Annotated in this window: 10 protein-coding genes; 5 read left to right on the top strand and 5 right to left on the bottom strand. The window is 68.8% G+C overall.

From position 1 onward, the window contains the following. Positions 1–86: 86 nt before the first annotated feature. From ACIBF8_RS29315 to ACIBF8_RS29305, 3 genes are all read right to left on the bottom strand, one after another. Complete coding sequence (locus ACIBF8_RS29315) at positions 87–6,272, bottom strand: S8 family serine peptidase (protein ID WP_396787161.1); 6,186 nt, start codon at positions 6,270–6,272, stop codon at positions 87–89. Between the two features lie 15 nt (positions 6,273–6,287). Continuing rightward, positions 6,288–6,449 carry a hypothetical protein gene (locus tag ACIBF8_RS29310; protein WP_396787160.1) on the bottom strand — a complete coding sequence of 54 codons (162 nt, stop codon included), beginning with the start codon at positions 6,447–6,449 and terminating at the stop codon, positions 6,288–6,290. An 80-nt stretch (positions 6,450–6,529) separates the two neighbouring features. After that, positions 6,530–9,484, bottom strand: coding sequence for an ATP-binding protein (locus ACIBF8_RS29305; protein ID WP_396787159.1), 2,955 nt, complete (start codon positions 9,482–9,484; stop codon positions 6,530–6,532). 252 nt (positions 9,485–9,736) lie between these two features. Here ACIBF8_RS29305 and ACIBF8_RS29300 point away from each other — a divergent pair, with 252 nt between their 5' ends. After that, positions 9,737–10,942 (top strand): esterase-like activity of phytase family protein, encoded by a 1,206-nt coding sequence (locus ACIBF8_RS29300; RefSeq protein ID WP_396787158.1) that lies wholly within the window; start codon positions 9,737–9,739, stop codon positions 10,940–10,942. Positions 10,943–11,050: 108 nt separating this feature from the next. Here the strand turns inward: ACIBF8_RS29300 and ACIBF8_RS29295 are convergent, their stop codons facing one another. Further along, a complete protein-coding gene (locus ACIBF8_RS29295; protein ID WP_396787157.1) occupies positions 11,051–11,386 on the bottom strand; it encodes an STAS domain-containing protein in 336 nt (111 codons plus the stop codon). 314 nt (positions 11,387–11,700) lie between these two features. Next, complete coding sequence (locus ACIBF8_RS29290) at positions 11,701–13,497, bottom strand: NAD-binding protein (RefSeq protein WP_396787156.1); 1,797 nt, start codon at positions 13,495–13,497, stop codon at positions 11,701–11,703. Between the two features lie 454 nt (positions 13,498–13,951). Here ACIBF8_RS29290 and ACIBF8_RS29285 point away from each other — a divergent pair, with 454 nt between their 5' ends. The 4 genes from ACIBF8_RS29285 to ACIBF8_RS29270 all read left to right on the top strand — a co-directional run bounded on the left by ACIBF8_RS29285 (position 13,952) and on the right by ACIBF8_RS29270 (position 19,678). After that, positions 13,952–14,167: a hypothetical protein gene (locus ACIBF8_RS29285; protein WP_396787155.1), complete on the top strand. Its 216-nt coding sequence runs from the start codon at positions 13,952–13,954 to the stop codon at positions 14,165–14,167. Between the two features lie 400 nt (positions 14,168–14,567). Further along, positions 14,568–15,992 carry a glycosyltransferase family 39 protein gene (locus ACIBF8_RS29280; RefSeq protein WP_396787154.1) on the top strand — a complete coding sequence of 475 codons (1,425 nt, stop codon included), beginning with the start codon at positions 14,568–14,570 and terminating at the stop codon, positions 15,990–15,992. A 461-nt stretch (positions 15,993–16,453) separates the two neighbouring features. Next, positions 16,454–16,975, top strand: coding sequence for a hypothetical protein (locus ACIBF8_RS29275; protein ID WP_396787153.1), 522 nt, complete (start codon positions 16,454–16,456; stop codon positions 16,973–16,975). A gap of 261 nt (positions 16,976–17,236) precedes the next feature. Then, the gene (locus ACIBF8_RS29270) at positions 17,237–19,678 is read left to right on the top strand and encodes a CehA/McbA family metallohydrolase (protein ID WP_396787152.1); all 2,442 of its coding nucleotides are present in this window, start codon (positions 17,237–17,239) and stop codon (positions 19,676–19,678) included. Positions 19,679–19,696 lie beyond the last annotated feature (18 nt).

Here is a 19,696-nt window from a genome sequence, read left to right as displayed (position 1 = left end):
AGGGGTTTCTGGTCGTGGTCAGAGCCTCCCCGGGAATCCTTCCCCGAGGAGGCTCTGGCCACTGTTGGCGAATCGGTACGGCTATCTCACCGGCGCGGGTCCTGCTGGACCTTGAGGGCGTTGAGGATCGGGTCGCTCTCGCCCTTGTCGCGGCGAAGCTCGATCTTCAGATCGCCACCGGCGTGCTCGACGGTGACCATGTTCAGGTCTGCGGCCAGCGCACCCACCTTCGCCTGCACGTCGTGGTCGTAGAGCGCGACCTTGCCATCGACCAGCACATCGAAGACACGCTTGCCGGACTTGACCTTCTCGATCTCCGCGAAGTCGAGGCCGATCCGGTACGTCCCGGCGGGGGCGTTCTTGAACACGTAGCTGAACGTCGCGCCGGTCCGCTGGGTGCGGAACAACGCGTCGTCCTCGGTGCCGGCGATGTCGGCCCTGGTGGTAGCCACCTTGCCGCCGACGCGGCCCCAGGGCCGCGAGCCGAGCGCCTGGTCGGGCGCCCAGAAGAAGCCGTCGGCATCGACGTACCCCGACCCGCCCACGTCGACGCCCTTCCAGTAGGCCGACGTCGCCAGGCGGACCGGCTTGAGCTGGGTCTCGCCCTTGCCGGCGTTCGACGACACGAGCACGTCTCCGACCAGTACGCCGGGATCGATGCCGGCATTGTCGGCCGTCACCGTCACCGTGGTGGACGTGCCGGCCGCGAGCGTGACCGTGCCGGTTGCGGCCGGACCCGTGAGGGTCAGCCAGGGAAGGTCGGCGGCCTCGTGCCCACCGTCGCTGGTGGGCTTCTGCTCGCTGACCCGCACGTCGAGCGGGGCGGACCCGGTGTTGGTGACGGTCACGTCGGCCGTCGCCTTCTGGCCCTTGTCGAGGAGCCAGTCGAGGTCACCTGCGGCGACGGTGGCGATGCCCGTGGTCAACGCCGTGTCGACCACCTCGGCCTGGTCCTTCTTCGCGATCGTGACGGGGTGGCTGAAGCTGACGTAGTTCGGCGCCTCGACCTGCACGGTGTTCTCGCCGACCAACGCCTGAGCCTTCCACCGGCCCTTCACATCGGTCGTGATGACCCGTTCACCGCTCGGCCCCTTGAGCGTGACGATCGCGCCGGCGATCGGCTTGCTGTCGTTCTTGTCGGTGACCGTGCCCTCGATCGTGCCCGCGGACGGGAGGGTGTACTCCAGCCCCAGGCCGGCCTTCAGGATGGGCTGGTTGAAGGAGTACTGGCTCGCGGGGTTGCGGTTCAGGCTCTCCACGCCGACCGTCGCCGACGAGCCCTTGGTGAGGGGGTTGTCGCCGCCGACGCCGTCGCCGTACCCGATCTGGATTCGACCATCCGCGACCAGGGTGACCGAGAAGCTCACCCGAGCCGTCCGGTCACTGTAGAAAGCGACGTTGCGCCACTCGATGACCTCCGCCGCCACCCCGTCCACCTCGGTCATACCGAAGTAGATGCCCGCCTCGTCGTCGACGATGAGGTCGTCCCAGAACGGATAGACCGCGTCGATCGGGTACGGCGACGGCAGTGCCGTGTTGTTCCCCAGCGTGCTGGCGCGGTCGAAGGTCAGCGTGCCGTTCGTCGTCACGCACACGCCATCCCAGGAGGTGTCGTAGAACGGGGCCAGGAAGCTGGAGTCGAACCACAGCGGGCCGCAGAGGTCATCGCCGTGCCACCCGGACTCCTGGGTGCCCTGGCGGTAGAGCCCGTCGGTCACCTTCATCGAGTACGAGCGACCGGCGGGAGCCACCGGTACCGGACCCGGCTCCGGCTGCTCGGGCTGGGGCTCCGGCTCCGCCGTGTCTGCGCGCGGGTCGAGCGTCAGACGCAGCGCGCCAATGCTCGGGGCCTTGAGGCCCTTCGAGCCCCGCAGCTCCACGGTCAGCGGACCGCCCTCGTGCTGCACGACGGCGGTACGCCAGTCGGCCGCGTTCGGCCCCACGGCCGCCGCCGGGTCGTACGCGTACTCCACCAGCGATCCGTCCACGACGACGTCGAACACCCGCTTGCCGCGGGCCACGTTCTCGATCTCGGCGAACCCGAAGTCGATCGCGTAGGTGCCCTTGGGCGCGTCCGGGAAGCGGTAGAACAGCTGCTTGTCCGGCGTGGTGCGCTGCGATCGGAACAGGGCGTCGTCCGTCGTGCCGGCGATCGCGGCCGTCGTGGCGGCGACCTTCGTCTTCCCCTCGTAGCCCCACGCCTTCTTACCGGCCGCCTGGTCGGCGAGCCAGGTGTAGCCGGAGCCGTCGGTGAGCTTCGCACCGCCGGCGTTGACGCCGACCTGGTACTTCGTGGTCGTGAGCGTCACCGGGACGTAGGTCTTGGACTGGCGTCCGGAGTCGGACCTGACCACGATGTTCGCGCCGAGGGCTCCGGGCTTGGTGTCCTTCGAGGAAATCGAGACCTTGACGGTCGTCGACTGGCCCGGGGCGAGGGTGCCGCCGGTCGAGGAGAGCGACAGCCACGGCAGGTCGGTGAGCAGGTCGTCCTCGACGTCGACCAGTACGACGTCATCGGCGACCTGGTCCACCGCCCACAGCGCACCGGTCGAATCGGTTTCGAGGCCGCCGCCCTGGCCCGCCTTCTGGCCGGGGAACCACCACGCGTTCACCAGCGAGCAGTCGTCGGGGTCGACCTGCAACAGGCGGGTGGGCCGGTTCGAGGTGAGGTCGGTGTACCAGATGGTGTCGGACGCCTGGTTGTAGGCCAGGCCCATCACCTCGGGCAGCGGCGGGGCGCAGAAGGACAGCAGCGCACCCGGATTGTCGTGCGACGTCCCGGCGACCGTGCCGATCATGCCGTTCTTCCGGCCGCCGACGTAGAACACGTCCTCCGTCGGGTTGTAGGCGAGTCCGGTCAGCTGCAGCGTGGACCAGTCACCCTTGATCTGCCGGGTCTCCTTCCCGGTCTCGGTGTCGAAGCAGTGGATGTAGCTGGCCGGGCTGTCCTCCATCTGGCACATGTCACCGGTCTTGGTGTCGAGCGCCATGTCGAACGCCCGGTACGCGGGGTTCCACGAGGCGTCGAAGACCTTTCCGGTCCGCTTGCCCGTCACCGTGTACGCGGTGTTGGTCCGCGCGTTGTAGTCGTGGACCCAGACGTCGCCGTCGTACCCGACGCCGGAGGGTTCCTTCTCCTCGATCCGGCCCGGGATGGCGATCCGGGTGATGACGTCTCCGCCGGAGGTCGCCCCGACCTTGCCGGCCGCCTGTGCTTCCGCGGCGCTCACCGTCGCCGCCTTGCCGTCGACGCTCGACGGCTTCATGCCGCTCGCACCGGCCTTCCAGGCGGCGAGGTCGATCGTGCTGGCCGCACCCGTACCGGTGCGCGTGGTGGCGCCAGCAGCGTCGAGTTCGGGGTGCCGCGCGGCCTCGCCCAGGTTGTACGTGAGTGGGGCGGAGCCGTTGTTGGTCAGTGTCAGCGAGCCCACGCCGTTCTGGTCGGTGCCCAACAGCGCCTCGAGGCCGTCGGCCTTCAGGCCGGCGACACCCGTGGTCAGCCGCGCGTCGATCTTGGCATTCGCGTAGAGCTTGTCGAGGGAGAAGGGGTATGCCGCCGTCGTGTAGTTCGGCGCGTCGACCGTCATGGTGTAGTCGCCGACGGGAAGCTGGCGATGCACGACGCCAGTCCCGTTGGTCGTGACGGCCTCGACGAGCCCATCCTTGTTCGTGAAGGAGACCTTGGCCCCGGCCACCGGCAGCCCGTCGTTCTTGTCGACGACGGTCGCGTCGAGGTACCCGAAGTCAGGCATGTCGTAGGTGACGATCATCCCGTCGCGCAGCACCGGGGCGCTGTCGGAGAAGCGGATGCCGTCGACGCCGGCCCAGCCCTGGATGCCGGTGACAGCGTGCGCGCCGGCGGTCACCGGGTCGTCGCTCCCGACGCCGTCCCCGTACCCGAAGATCATCGTGCCCGAGCGGGTGAACGTGGCCGAGAAGTTGACCGGCGCCGTGTACTCCGACCGGGTCGGATAGGCCCAGAGCTTGGCGTTGCGGTACTCGACGACGAACGCGTCCTCACCGTTGACCTTGGTGGCCGCCGTGAACACGCCGCCGCCGGGGGCGAACTCGACGGGGGTCTGGACGTAGAGCGGGAAGGCGCCCGCACCGCCAAAGCCGGGTGCGGTGCCGCCGTCCGGGGAGATCACGCCGCGCAGGCCGACGCCGAGGGTGTCGTGGCTGCCGTTGTAGAGCGCGATCGGGAACGGCAATTTCACCGTCGCCCACACGCCACTGGTGAATGCGACCGGATCGGTGCCGCGCAGGTACTCGCCCTCGGAGACGGCGCAGCTGTAGCCGCCCTCGTCGACGACCAGCCCCACGGGAATCTCGCGCGACTCGTTCTGCGCGCCGACGGTCAGCGCGACGTTCGTGGGCGAGAAGCAGGCGTTCGGCTTGACGTTCAGCGTGTACCCGCCCTCGGGGACAGCGCCGATCGTGAACGCGCCGTTGGCGTCGGTGCGTACCGGCTTCAGCGGCGTGTCCTTGACGGAGACGTCGGCGTTCGGGACAGGCCGCGACTTGTCGTCGACGACCCTGCCGCTGATGTCGTGCCGCGCGGCGGCCGTGAGCGGCAGCTTGACGGAGGTGTCCTGGCCGAGAGTGATCGTGACGTTGGCGGTCGCGGTCAGGTAGCCGAAGACCTTGGTGCTGAGCTGGTAGTCGCCGACCGGGAGGTTCGTGGAGAACTTGCCGTCCTTGTCGGTGCCGATCGACCGGCTGAACGGTCCGCTGATCGTCACCTCGGCGGCGGGGACCGGGGCACCGTTGGCGGTGACGACACCGGTGAGGGTGCCGCCCTCGCGGGGCGCGAGCTCAAGCAGCCGGACGAGGTCGAGGCGGCCCTCGCCGTACTTGTTGTTGACCTCGGCGGTGCCGCCGCACTCGGTGTCGTCGACGTCGACGGCCGACTCAGCGAGCAGGCGGCGGGTCTCCTCGACCTGCCCGATGAGGGTCGGGTCGTAGCTCCACAGCGCCGCGACGGCGCCAGCGACGTGGGGGGCCGCCATCGAGGTGCCGGACATCTCGACGTAGCTGTTGCCCGGGTACGACGACAGGACGGCGTCGCCCGGAGCGGAGATCTCGGGCTTGATCCGGCCGCCCTCACCCTCGCCCTTGCGGGAGAACGACGCGAGCGTGCCGTCCGATGAGTAGGCGCCCACGGAGTAGGCACTCTCGGCGGAGCCGGGCGAGGAGACGGTGTCGCAGGCCGCGTACGGCACGGTGTTGCCCGAGGACCAGACGCTGAAGATGCCCGCGGCGCTCCAGGCCTCGTCGATGGCCTGGAAGAAGTCGTTGAAGAGGTGCTCTTCGGTTTGGCCCCACGAGTTGTTGACCACGTGGGGGCGCTTGGACGGGTCGGGGTTGTTTCCCTGGACGTCGGTCGGGGCGAGCAGCCACCAGCCCGACCGGAGCAGCGACTCGACGCCGGTGCTGTCGCAGCAACCGTTCGTCGCGATCCACTGCGCGTCCGGGGCGACGCCGACGTGGTTGGTGCCGTCGTCGCCGACCATGGTGCCCATGGTGTGCGTGCCGTGTCCGTTGTCGTCGCACGGGGCGCCCGCGCACGTACCCCGGCTGGCCATCCAGTTGTAGTTGTGGTCGATGGTGCCGTCGGACTTCGTGCCGCGGTACTGGTGCATCAGGGCGGGGTGGTCGAACTGGACGCCCGAATCGAGGTTGGACACGGTGATGCCCGCGCCGGTGGCGCCCATGGCCCAGGCCTGGGGGGCGTGGATCGCGTCCAGGCCCCACGCGACGGTGCCCTGCCCGGCGGCCTTCGGGGCGGCGGGGCGGGCGGCCTGGTCCGTGGGGACCTTCTCGTCCACCGGCTCGACCAGCGCGACCTGTGGCGTCGCGTGGATCTCGGCGACCTGCACCTTCGAGGCCACGTTGAGGGCGAGCTTCTCGGTGCCCCCCTTGACGAGCACGGCGTTGGCGATCGGGTAGGAGGTGTACTTGACGCCTGCCCGATCGAGTTCGCTGGAGACGGATGCCAGGGAGTCCTTCGCCGCCGCGGTCAGCGCGTCGTAGACGAACTGACCACGAGCGGTCCAGTCGGCGACCTTCTTCGCTGGCCCGAGGTCGGCTTTGGTCTCGAACCTGATCCAGAAGTCGGACGCGGCAGACGTACGGAAGCGGTCCTTCAGGTTGGCGGCGATCTTGTTGGCGGCGGCGCCTGGATCCGGCTCCGCGGCGGACGCCGGCGGTGCCTGGATCAGGCTCAGGCCGACCGCTACGGTCAGCGAAGCCACGAGGGCTTTGAGTCTCATGTGGAATCCTTCGGCCTACAGGGGTTGGTAGGGGTCGTGGCTCTCGTGGTCGTCGGCACCGTGGGCGTCGTGGGCGTCGGAGGCGTCGCGGGCGCTGTCGTGCGGCTCGCGGGACAGCTCGAGAGGTGGCTGGTGTTCGCTGGCGGAGTCGTCCCGCGCGACAGGTCGCTCAGCCATGCATCGCTGATGGGCTATGAATCATGGAGTCATGCTCAAGGTCACGAATGGCCTTAGCTATCCAGCGGATACGTCAATTTTCACGACGCGTCGTCGAGGGAGTCCTCTTCTGCGAACACTCCGGCCTCCACCGCCTTGACCGCGAGCGCGGTCCGGGAGCTCACCTTCAACTTGCGCATCGCCGCGCGCAGCTGTTGATCCACCGTGGCCGGCGACTTGGCCAGGATCCGGCTGATCTCGCGGTTCGTCTTGCCGGCGACAACCAGTTGGACCACGTCGAGCTCGCGAGGTGAGAGCTGGTCGCCGTACCCGCGTCGGCCGCCGCGCCACAGTCGCGGGACCTCGGCGCCGTGTTCGCGAAGCCGCTGTGCGACACGGTCCGCATCGCCGCGGGCGCCAAGCCTGAACAGCTGCTCGTACTGTGCCGCCAGCAGCTCTCGGCCCTGTTCGAGCTGGCCTTGCGCGATGAGCGCCTCGGCCTGACGCTCGCGGGCGAGCATGGCGTCGTAGGGGCGCGGCAACGCGCTCCAGGCGCGCGCCGCCCGATCGTATGCCGTCGCCGCGCGGGCGTGGTCACCCTCCGCGGCGAGCAGCAGGGCACGGCACACGGTGAGCGCGGCACGAGGCGCCGGCGCCGTACGGCCACGCAATCCCCTGGCGAACCGGTCACCCAGGCGTGTCGCTGCCTTCAGGTCGCCCGCGGCGAGGTGCGCCTCGATCCGGGCGGGGACGAGGTCCGTCGCCCAGACCCAGATGCCTTTTCGCCGGACGGTGTCGATCGGCTCGTTCGTGATCTGTAGCGCCCGGCCGCTGTTGCCATCCGTCAGCCACAGTCTGGCCAGCGCAGCGGCAGCCTCCATCGTGTCGTCGACTGCGCCGAGTCGGGCCGACTCCTCGAGGACCAGCCGGAACTGCTCCTCCGCGGCGCGCCGCCGTCCGGCTGCGGCTGCCAGCCGGGCCGCGAGGCGGATGCTGCCCAGGTAGTGCGCCGGCCGATCTCGGTCGGCGTCGGCGAGTGCCGTGCTTCGCTCCGCGAGGCCCTCCCACCGACCGGTGAGCCACGCCAGGTTGGCCTGTTCGAGTCGGACGTTGTGCTGCAACCGGGACGCTTGCTCTGCCTCGGCAAGGCGCATGGCCACGGCGAGGTGATCCTCCGCGTCGGCGTACCGACCCCAGATCAGCGCGCCGGTTCCGACATTGGCGTGGATGCGGGCCACGTCGAGACGCTCCGCCGAGGTCACGCCGTCGATGGGCAGGGCAGCGACGACGTCCCAGGCCTCCTCTTCGCCGAGCATGAGCAACGCCGCGGCTCGGTTGCCGGCCAGGTTCAGCCGCTCCGCGGGAGAATCGAATTCGGCGGTGAGCTCGGCGGCGCGATCCAGCCAACGCCGATGGGTTGACGCCGGCCATGGTCCCGCGTAGGCCCAACCAAGGTAGGTCATTGCCCGAGCCGCCTCGACCGCGTCATGGTCGAGGTTGGTCACCGCCTGCTCCAGCTCGCTGAGTGCGGCCTGCGCCTCGCCCCCGGTGATCAGGAGCCGACCCAGGGGGTTGCGGATCTCGGCCTGTTGGCGGGCGGAGAGGCCGGGGGTCTCCAGCACCGAGCGCAGGGTACGGATCACGCGGTGATAGACCTCGTCGACCGGTTCACGACGGCCCAGTGCGGCGACACCGGCGATGCGCGCGACCCGTGCCCGGTCCACCGGCGGCAGCACGGCCCACGACAGCAGATCGACCAGCAGGTCGACCGCCTTGGTGTGGTCACCCGAGGCCATGGCCAACTCGGCGCCCTGCTCGGCGTACCGCGCCCAGGAGTGCGTCTCGCCCGCCTCACGGAAATGGTGGGCGAGGCGTGCCACCGGCGGCGGTTGGATGTGCTCCAAGGCCCGGCCGGCCAGCAGGTGGACGTGCCTGCGGTCGGTCAGCGGGATCGCCTCATAGACCGCCGTGGCGGCCAGCACATGCCGGAATCGCCACCGGCCACGGTCGTCTCCGTCCAGGACACCGGCGCCGGCCGCCTCCGCGATAGCGCCTCGACACGTCTCGGGTGACAGGCCGGCTGTCATCGCGATCGTGGCCACCGACGACCGCTCAGCCAACGTCGCCGTGGCCCGCAACACCTGCTGCGCCGTCGGCGACAGACGGCCCACCCGCTCCCGGGTGGAGTCGCGCACCGTTGGCGGCACCCGTAGCTCGCGCAGCTTCAGCCGGACCCACTGCCCGTCGCGGAAGACGAGGTCGGCACGGTCGCACATGAGGCGAACCGACTCCTCCAGCGCCAACGGAACGCCACCGGTCCGCTCGTGCATGAACGTCGCGAATTCCTGCGATATGGGGTTGCCGTCCAGCATCGAGGACACCAGCGCTGCCGTGTCGTCGGGTCGCATCGGCGCCAGTGCGATCCTCAGCTGGGTCACGCCGGCCGGCAAACGGGACGTCAACCGCAGCAACAGCGACCCGTCATCCACCTCCTCCGGCCGATAGGAGATCACGAGGCTTGGTCCGTCCGTCTGCTGCCGGGAGGTGACGAACAGCAGGAACTCCAAGGTCACCTCGTCGGCCCAGTGCGCGTCCTCGAGCACGAGAACGTCGACACGCAGAGCCCGCAGCAGCTCGTCCAGGGCGCGGAACAGGCGATGCCGCGCCGCCTTCGCATCGTCCAAGGGCGGCAGTGCGGACGGCAGGTCCGAGGACCATTCCGGAAACAGGGGCCGCAACGCACCCGCGAGCGCGCTGAGCCGCAATCGCGACACCGGGCGGTCGATCCCCCGGAACGCGTCGACGATCGGCCCCAACGTCAGCGACTCGCGAAGCGGTGGGCACACCGACACCAAGGTGGTGCGCTGGTCCGGCGCCGCCAACCACTCTCGGAGCAGTCGGCTCTTCCCGATCCCCGCCTCGCCCTCCACCAGCACGATCGCCGGTGGCCGGGCCAACGCGCCCCGAAGCGCCGCCATCTCCCGATCACGCCCCACGAAATGCGGCGTAGAAACGGTCGGTGCGGTCCCGTCGTCCTCGGGCGAGGGGTCGAGCATGCGTGATGATCTCGCTTTTCCATGCTCGGACACAAGTACCACCGCGACGGTCGGCCGCGCAGGTGCGCCCCTGACGCCCGCTCAGCCGCAGATCCGGATAGTCGGCGACGGCGTCGTGACGCAGCTGCGAAGGGTCACCGCACGGTTCGGACGTGGATTCCCCTTGGCCAGTCCGAATTCACCGCGTCTCTCTACCGTGCCCTCGGATCACTGCCGAGAAGCATCGGTTCGTTCTTGACGAGATGAGGATTGATGGCAGTAAGCAAGCGGGTGGGCCTGGGCGCCGCGATGGTCGCCCTGACCCTGACCCTGCCCGGTGCCGCTTCGGCGGCTGAGCGGAGCACATGGGACCGGGCCGAGTTGTTGAAGTTCGCCGCGCTGCCGGCGACGAGCTTCGTTCCCGGTAGCGAACCGTCGGGCTCGTCGCTCGGCACTGCCCCGATCAACGGGATCGTCCCGCCGTTCGCCGACCAGCCGATTCAGGGGTTCAGCGGCGTCCTGCGCAACACCGACGGCACCTTCGACGTGTTGTCCGACAACGGCTTCGGCAACAAGGCCAACAGCGCCGACTTCGTGCTGCGTGTTCAGCGGATCGCGCCCGATTTTGCCAGCGGCGCCGTGGACGTGGTCGGTGGCATCAACCTGACCGACCCGAATGGCAAGGTGCCATTCCCGCTCACGCGTGCCGACCGCGTGCTCACCGGGGCCGACTTCGACGTCGAGTCAATCACCCGGACGGCGGACGGGACGTACTGGCTCGGTGACGAATTCGGTCCGTACCTGCTGCACTTCGACCGGGCCGGCCGCCTCCTACAGGCGCCGGTGCCGCTGCCGGGCGTGTTCGCCCCCGAGAACCCCAGCCGCGGTGCGACCCCGGCCAACCTCGCCAGCAGCAAGGGCTTCGAGGGCATGGCCCAGTCGCCAGACGGTCGGATGCTCTATCCCCTGCTCGAAGGCACGGTCACGGGTGATCCGGCGGGCACTCTCCGGCTCAACGAGTTCGACACCGGGACCAACGCCTACACCGGCCGGCGCTGGGCTTACGCGCTCGACTCTCCCGCGCACGCGATCGGTGACGCCATCATGGTCGATCGCGACCGCTTTCTGATCATCGAGCGGGACAACGGCCAGGGCGAGACGGCACAGGTCAAGAAGATCTATCTCGCCGACAAGCGTGATCGCAACCGCGACGGCCTGCTCGACAAGACGCTGGTCGCCGACCTGATGAGCATCGCGAACCCGCGGCACGTGGGCGGGTTCGGCGACACGTTCACGTTCCCGTTCCAGACGATCGAGGACGTGGTGATCCTCGACGACCGCACGCTCGCCGTCCTCAACGACAACAACTTCCCGTCCTCGGCGGGCCGGACGGCCGGACAGCCGGACAACAACGAGTTCATCGTGATCAAACTCGACCGCCACCTGGACGCGGACAAGCGCATCCTGCGTCGCTACTGACCCCGATGCCACGGGGTGGGCGGCCCGACCGGCTGCCCGCCCCGTGCCGGCGGTCTACGCACCGGGTGTAGTCGGCGTGAGCCGGGAGGCCGCTCGGACCGAAGCCGGTCAGTCGTGGCCGGTGCCGATGTGGCGCAGGCGATGAGAGGGTACGCCCGCCGTCACCAACTGGTCCGCAATGGCGCTCGAGGGATGATCCAGGAAGACGGCGACACGTTGGTCGTCGCCCAGGTCGCAGGCAGCGGCGAAGGTGCCGATGTTGATGGGATCGAGTCCGTGGACCTCTCGCAGGTCGACGACCAGCCGCAGCGGCCGGTCATGCCGGATGGCCCGTACGACGGTGCGGCGCAGGTCGACCGCGTCGTCGGCGTCGAGCAGACCGCGTGGTCGGATGACAAGGGTGCCGTCCGAGCTGGTGTCGACGTCGACCGTGGCGCCGGCCATCGCAACTACCTTCCGTCACCTGATGTTTCCCGAGCCGTCAGGTTAAGGGCTGTGAGTCGGGCGGTCGATCCGTTGGCGCAAATGTTCATCCGGTCACGGTCAGATCACGAACGCGACCGTGGCTCACGAAGGCCGATGCCACCGTCGACGCGCACCTGGTCGCCATGACCGAGAAGCAGGTTACCGAGGAGCTACGTAGCGACGGCGAGACAGTTCACGTCCGCAGCGACGACGCAGCGTAAGCGGACCCGGGACAGTCGGACTGGCTCCGCTCGCGTCTGGTTCCTCGCCCAAGCGGGGCTCGGACGGACCGTTCACCCACCCTCGCGGGGTGCCGGCGCAAGCAACCGCAAAGGCACGACGTCGGCCAGCGGTTCAGCGTCGGGGCTGGGTACGGTGCGGGGCAGCAGCGCGGCGAGACCGGCGCGGGTGGCCAGCACGATCAGCCGGTCGGTGCGGACCAGTGGCCGACGTTCCGGCAGCGACCAGATGGTCTGTCCCGCCCGACCGGTCCGCACCGCGATCACCCATACTGCCCCCGGCCGGTTGACGTCGCGGCAGTACCGGCCCTCGAGTTCGGACCCGGCGCCCACGGGGAGCTCGGCCACCAGCAGTACCCGGCGGCCGACCGAAATGGTGTCGATGACCTGCTGGCCCATCATGGCGGCTGCGAACGCCGGCGCCGCCAGGGATGAGACGCTACGTGACTCGTTGATGCCCAGGATGCGCTGCGTGCGTTGCGCGAAGCCGTCGTCGAAGAGCCGTAACACCAATCGCAGTGGCGGTCTGGTCGCTGCCGAGCGTGCTCGTTCCGCCTCGTGCGAGGACCGACCGGACAGGGCGGTCTCCAGGTTGGTGACATCGTCGTCGGTCAACACCACCAGCGCCCGGCAGGTGTCTACGGACGCGGCTCGCAGTGTGTCCGGGCGGGTCGCGTCGCCGACAATCACCGGCAGACCCAACTCACGGGCGACACCGACGCCGCGCGCCGACTCCGCGCGGTCGACGGCGACCACGGAGATGCCGACGGAATGCAGTTCTTCCAGCACCCTGGTGCCGATGTTGCCAAGCCCCACCAGAACGACGTGGTTGTCAATCGGCTCGATCATGCCGCCAGCCGCGACCGCCAGCCGAGCACGCACCAGCGAGTCCACCACCAGGGCCGTGACCGTGGGAAGGAGCGCCACCCCGGTGACCACCAGCACCACCGCGGTCACCTTTTCGGTGAGCGGTGCGGTGGAGTCGGCCTCGGCGCCTCCCATCGCCGTCAGCAACGTCAGGTAGACGGCCTCCGCGAGGTTCACACCCCGGGTGTACGCCAGCAGGACGCTGGCCGCGGCGAGTAGCGCGGCCGTGCCGGCCAACGCCAGTCGCAGATTGCGGCTGAACACCAATCCGAGGGCCCGGAGCAGGCGTGGTCGTCGACGCGGCGGGTCCATCCGGCGCCGTCCGTAAGCGCGGACAAGCACCAGGTCCGCCGAATCCTGGTCCGCTGGAAGGACGACCGGCTCCGGGCCGCTCGTGTCGGCCAGACCGCACACCACATCCACACCGGTCGGATCAACGGTGCCGCGCATCGCGGTACGCAGCAGCTCACCGTCGGGCAGCCGCAGGTACGTCGGCGTGGCGTCCCCGAGCGTGGCGGCGACGAACGCCGGTGCGGCGATCTCGGATCCGGAGAGTACGGCGCAGTCCCCGAGCATCGAGGCCACGCCCTCGCCGAGCACGGGGTTGAACAGTCTGACCACGAGCCGGACATCCGGAGCCAGTTCCCGGGTGATCATTGCGGCGTCCACATTGGTCACGTCATCGACGCCGACCAACGCCACAGCCGCAGCATCCCGGACCCCAGCCTGATCGAGCACCTCCCCGGTCAGACGCCGCGCGGTGATGATCTCCGGCTGTCTCTCCGCGACCCTGAATTCCGAAGCGAGGTCGGCAGAGTCGGGTACGTCGTGATCGCTCGTCGACGGTAGGACCACGGTGACCGCGACACCGTAGCGGTCTGCCAGCTCGGTGACCAGACGACGAGCCACCGCGCCGTCCCCGCAGACCACGAACCGCTGCCGTGCCGGCTCCGCGGTGGAGCTCGGTATGGTCTCTTCGGACACAGTCGCATGGTAGACGGGCATCGCACGCGCACCGGGTTGCCCAGCCGCACCCGAGACCGCCGGAGCGGTTGACGTTCGCCGATCAGGAAGAAGCCGTTGGCCGATCGGTGAGAGCCGCACCGACCTCGTCGCCGCTCACCACGTCCAGCGCCATGGGCGACGAAGCGTCGATCCGCTGGTCAAGGTCATCAACCGGCCGCCCGCAAACCCATGGCGCGCGGATTGGCACCAGCATCTCGGATCACGGCGACCACGTAGGGGCTGCCCGCGTATTCGTACTCGAGAGCGAGAATGCGAGGGGTTACGTCGTCGCGAGTGCAGTTGGATGGTGCGAGGGAGTGCTGTCACCGGTCCAGCCATCATTGTTTCACTCTTTGACACGTACGATCCGATCTGGCCGGTTAATCCGCTCCCAGGGGCGGGCGGCGAGCTCGACATCGCTTCCCCGCAGGACGTGGCGGAGGCGTTCCTCAGCGGCCTACCTGAGGGGGAACACCGACAGCGGTACAGCGCCGTCTATCTGCTCACGGTGCTAACCGAGGAAAACGGCCGTCGAACTCGACACAACGCGGGCGTCTTCCTGACCGAGGCGGACGCCGAGGAGGCCAAGCGACTGGTCGAGCCGCGCGTCGAGCGGTGCTGGGTCGAATCCCTCACCGTGGTGCTGTAATCGGCACATAACTACCGAGGGTCGGCCGCACGAACAGCACCCATGCGCGTCATGTTTGCGGCACCGGCAGATACCCGGGATTCAGGCAGATGACAGCATGTTATTTCAGGTGGCAGCGCCCTGCATGCGTCTGATTCGAGTGACGCTGTCGGCCCAGCTTCCCACGCGCGAACGCCGCCGGAACATATGCGGTTCACCTCCTGTAATGCCCAATGACATCTCGCGCCCGTCAACCACGGCTAACATCCGCGCGGCCCACGACCGCCCTTAAGGGAGAACCGTCATTACTGCCAGTTGGCCGCTGCATCGCACCGGCACCGTCGCTGCCCCTCCAGAACCATCAGGATCAGCAGATAAAGGGGGGAGGTCGGCGGCAAGCGTTGAGCCCCGAATGGCACGGGTGGACGACGTAGCCTGGGTGGCGAGCTGGGCACTTCCGGGGCTGGTTGCGGCGTTGCTGAGTCTGTGGCGGCTGACCGGTCCGGCGCTCTGGGCCGACGAGTTGGCCACCTGGGGTGCCGTGCGGCTGTCATGGTCGCAGCTTTGGCAGCTGTCCGGCTCGGTGGACGCGGTACTCACTCCGTACTACGCGCTGATGAAGCTTTACACGACCCTTGCCGGCACATCAACGACCGCGTTGCGGCTGCCCTCGGTGGTCGCCACCATCGCAGCAACGCTGGTCGTGACCGCGCTCGGGCGGCGGGTGGGTGGTACGGCGATGGGTCTGTTAGCTGGGTTGATCTTCGCGATTCTCCCGGTTACAAGCTGGTACGCCCAGGAGACACGGTCGTACGCCGCTGTGATCCTTGGTTCCGCCGTCGCCCTGCTGTGCCTGATTTCGTCGCTCGAGAATCCCTCGCGGGGTCGGCTCGCTGGATACGCTGCGGCAGCCGGCTTCGCCGGAATGCTGCACCCGCTCAACGGTCTGCTCATGCTTGTCGGACATGGCGCGGCAGTCGCTTGGTGGCAGTTCGAACGCCGCAACGACGGATGGCGAACCGCGTGGCGGTGGGTGGCAGCCGCCGGCACTGGCGCGTTGCCCGCACTGGTGTTGTCACTATTGGGTTCGAAGCAAACCGCGCAGGTCTCCTGGATCACTCTCGTTGACATCAACGCCGTGAGGGCTTTCCCTGAACGGCTGTTCTACTCTGCGTCCGTTGGCGGCCTTATTCTCGTTCTGGCGCTTCTCGGAGTGCGTCGCCGACCGCCGTACCTGTGCCTCGCGGGCGCGGCATTCGTCCCGCTGGTACTTCTGCTGCTCGCCGGCACTCACCTCCACGTCTGGGTAGCCCGGTACGTCCTGGTGGCACTGCCACCAATGGCGGTGCTCGCCGCATCCGTCCTGATCCGCATCGGCCGAGCACATGCCATCGCCGCGATGTGCCTGGCCACCGTTTTGGCCTACCCGGCGCATCTCATCATCCGCAGCGAAGCCGGTCACACCCAGGACTCGTTCCGTATCGCCACGGTCATCGGCCCCCGATACCAACCGGGCGACGTCGTGGTGTTCCCCGACACCCACCCCAGCATCCCCTGGTCACCACGCGACATCTACGAACGCTACCTACCCACCCCGCGCCCACCAGACGTGCTACGCACCGCACCCCAACGCAGCAACGGGCGGTTCCTCGCAACGGAATGCCCTGACGCTGACTGCCTCGGCACCCCGCCGCGTATTTGGGTGGTCCGTGTTGACAACGCGACCGACCCGCTCAAGGACATGACATCCGGCAAGCAACAACGGATCAAAAAGGATTACCGGCCGTTGCAACGCTGGCAATATCCGTTGCTGTGCATCATTCTTCTGGAACGCGTTCCGAGCTGAATCGGTCCAACTGGCCGGCGGCCTCGTCGCGATGAGGAACGGGAAATCGCATCGCCGAGCGGGCGTAGACCCATCGCTGCTCGGCATCTCCGTCCGGTTAATCCCTGCACCCGTCCTCGGCCACGTCCAGACGCACCCGGGTTAGGTCGGTGGAGTGCTGCCTAGCACGCGCAGTGCGGCGCGAGCGGATGCGGCTGCCCGAGGAAGAGAGGCGACGACTACGGTGACGCCGTGGTGCAGTGGGAGCTCTGGCGGCAGGACGACAACGGCAACCGGGTCCGGATGGGCGCCTTCGCCGATCGGGTTGAGGCGCTGGCTGAAGTCCTGGCGCTGGAGTCTGGTGTGGTGCACAAGCAGACGTACTGGGTCGACGGGCCACCCGGGCCGGTCTGCCGCACAAACCGCGACCTCTACCAGCGCATTGTCCGAGAGGGCGAGCGCATGAAGCCGCCGGTCGCAGTTTGGACGTGTTCCTGCGCGCGTGGTGGCGAGCTGCCCGGCCACTGTCGGATCGGGTCTCGCTGGACCTGGACACGCTGGCCGCGATGGTCGTGGCGGCGGGCAGAGTCGAACCGGCGCCGCCGCAGGCCTCATGGCGCTCCGCTTCGTTCCGCTGCCCGGACGAGCCGAGCACGTATGCCCACTGGGAAGCCATCGTGCTGTCTCAGATCGCCGACCTGGCCGACTTCGCCGATCAGGGACCGCTCAACGAGTACGCGTATTTGGGAATTGATGCACCCCGTACGACCGGATGTGTGCGAGCCACGGGCATCCGCTGGTACAACTTCGATCCGAAGGCGTACCTGGAATGCGGGATGGCCGGGGCGCTGGGCGGCTGGAGCGAAGACGACGGCCTACGACAGTCGGTTCCCGGCCCCGCCGTGCCGTTGGTGAACGAACCGGGACCAGGCGATCACGCCATCGACTCCCTCGGCTGGGGCGATCTAGCCGAGCTGGCCCGGTGTGGGCAGGAGTACGAGTAGGTCGGGCACCACGCCGCCGTACGACTGTTCGTGCCGGATGCCCGCCTACTTGGGGCGTTTTCATCGGTTGATCAACGCGTGTGCCGTACTGCCAGGTAGCTATCGGCGTCGCCATACCGGATTCACGTCCGATTCATCACGTCGACCGCTTCGGCTGGCTAGCGTCTTCCGTGCATGATCTTGATCGAACCGGTCGGCGCGTCGCGTGGCGGCAGGTCCGCTGGCGGCGGGTCGGCGCGGTTCGCGTGAAATGGGGACCAGATGGAACTAGACCGCAGACAGTTCATCACCGTCAGTGGCGCGGTCGCCGCCGTCGGACTACTGCCCGGGGCTGCGGCGTGGGCGGACACCGGCGAGGAGCGTAAGCCCGGTGGGCACGACGAGCCGAAGGGCACGTGGCTGCCGGGTGACACCCACGTGCACGACGACCACTCGTCGGACGGGAGCGCCCCACGCCAGCTGTCGAACCAGCGCGATCCGGGGAACCTGCCGGTCAGTGACCAGATCAGTTACGCGGAGTCGGTGGGCTTGGCCTTCCTGCCGCTGACCGACCACCGCACCTTCGACCAGCACTGGGATCCGCTCTGGAAGTCCGACCGGCTGCTTCTGCTCAACGGCGAGGAGGCGAACGGATCACCACACGCCATCGTGCTGGGCGCGGTGGATACGGTGGTGGACGGCGCCAACCCACCCGGCTCCGCGGCGTTCCGTCATGTGCAGCAGTCGATCTGGGACGCGCATGCCCAGGACGCGGTCTGGTCGGTTGCCCACCCGGATGACGGCGAGTACACGCCGGCCGGTGGTCCGAACGAGAACGCCAGCGCGCAGGGGATCGACACCGTCGAGGTCTGGAACGTCAGCAGCAATCCCGAAGTCGAGATCGAGTACGCCGAGAACCGCTGGAACCACGGGTTCCGCTTCGGGGCGGTAGCGGCGAGCGACAGCCACTTCAAGGAGCTGCGGCCGACCAACGCCCCCGGTCGGCCGACCACCTGGGTCTTCGCCGCAGAGCGCTCCGTCCGAGCGATCCTGGACGCGTTGAAGGCGGGCCGGACAACGGTGTCGCTGAGCCCGAACGGACCCTTCGTCACCATCGAGGCCGACGTCAACGGCGATGGCCGGTTCGAGGCCATCTGCGGCGACGAGGTGATCGTCGCCGACCGCAAGCTGTCGAAGCACGCCGCGCTTCGGGTCCGGGCCAGGTCCGCCGTCGGCATGCGGGTCCTGGTCTACGCCGCACCGGGCCGCTCGGCCGGCCCGGTCGCAACCTTCGTACCCACGAAGGACGACGAGACGTACCTGCTCCCGCTCACGCTGACCGGGGATCACAGCTGGTACCGGGTGGAGGTGCGCGGGCCCGGTGAGCTGTCCGGGCGCGACGCCGACCCGAACCTGCCGGATCAGTTGCGCGGTGCCACGTCGCCGGTGTTCGTGTCGGTGAAGCGGGGCGCCGAGCCGGCACCCGAGATCGCACTGCCGCAGCCCGCCAACGGCGATGACCGGGCCGAGCTGGTGCTGGGTGAACAGGGCGAGTTCGCTGGCTTCGCCGACGTCGCGGTGGCCGGCCAGGTCACCCATGTGGTCGCCCAGGCCCACCGGGACCACCGGACGTCGGTGGTGTACCGCCGGTTGGCCGGGCACGGGAACAAGCACACCGACAAGGAGATCGTCCTTTCCTGTGATTCGGGTACGGCGAAGGCACCCCGGGTCGCGGCCTCGGGCGAGGACGTCTGGGTGGTGTGGCAGGACTCCCGTGGCCAGGAGCAACCCCACCGGCCGGAGATCTACCTGCGGCACAGCCGCAACGGCGGTAAGAGTTTCGAGTCCGCGGTGAAGCTCAGCAACGGCCCGGGTCGCGCCGAGCAACCCGCGCTTGCCCTGCTCGACGACCGGCACCCCGTGGTGGCCTGGGCGCAGAACAGTGGTGGCGCTTTCGACGTCCACGTTCAGGTGGTCGGGGTCGACCAGACCCCGGTCAACATCTCCGCCGCTGGCAAGGTCATCGTCCCCGGTACGCCGGACGACGCCCGCTCACCGATCCACCCGGCCTCGCTCTTCCCGTCGGTGGCGGTGACCCGGCACGGGGGCATCGTCGTTACCTGGCAGGACAACCGGTTCGACCCGGACGCGGGCTGGACCGGGCACACCCCGCCGCCCGGCGAGGCCGCCAGCGGTGGTACCAACCCCGACAACTGGGAGATCGTCGCGGCGGTCCGGACCAGCCGGGCGGCAGGCTGGGGTGCGCCGGTGCGGGTCAGCGCCAACGACAACGCGGCCGACCGTCACCCGAGCGTCGCGGTGGGCCGGGACGGTGTCCTGGTTGTCATCTGGGAAACCAAGGCACTCTCGGCCTCCGGGGCCAATCTCTCGCTGCGGGCGAGCCGGTCGGCCGACGGCACGACGTGGTCGGCGGCGGAAGCGGTCTGCCTCGACGCCAACGCCATGAGCCAGCGTCCCCGGCTGGGCGTCGACCCCGACGGCTCCGTTCGCGCGGTCTGGTACGACTCCCGCTCCGCCGACTGGCGCTGGAAGGTCTTCACGTCTCGCCTGGCGCCAACGGGCTGGACGCCGGCGGTCCAGCTGAGCATGCGCGGCAACGGCACCTGGCCGGCCATTGCCAACAAAACCGTCGTGTTCACGAGTGACCGAGAGGCGCAGCGCAGCCAGCGCGACGTCACTCAGGGGATCTACCTGATCGCGTAACGCCGGTCAACAGGGGTG

This window comes from Micromonospora sp. NPDC050276 (assembly GCF_044459545.1).
Classification (GTDB): Bacteria; Actinomycetota; Actinomycetes; order Mycobacteriales; family Micromonosporaceae; genus Micromonospora.
This window is presented reverse-complemented; position numbering and strand designations above follow the sequence as displayed.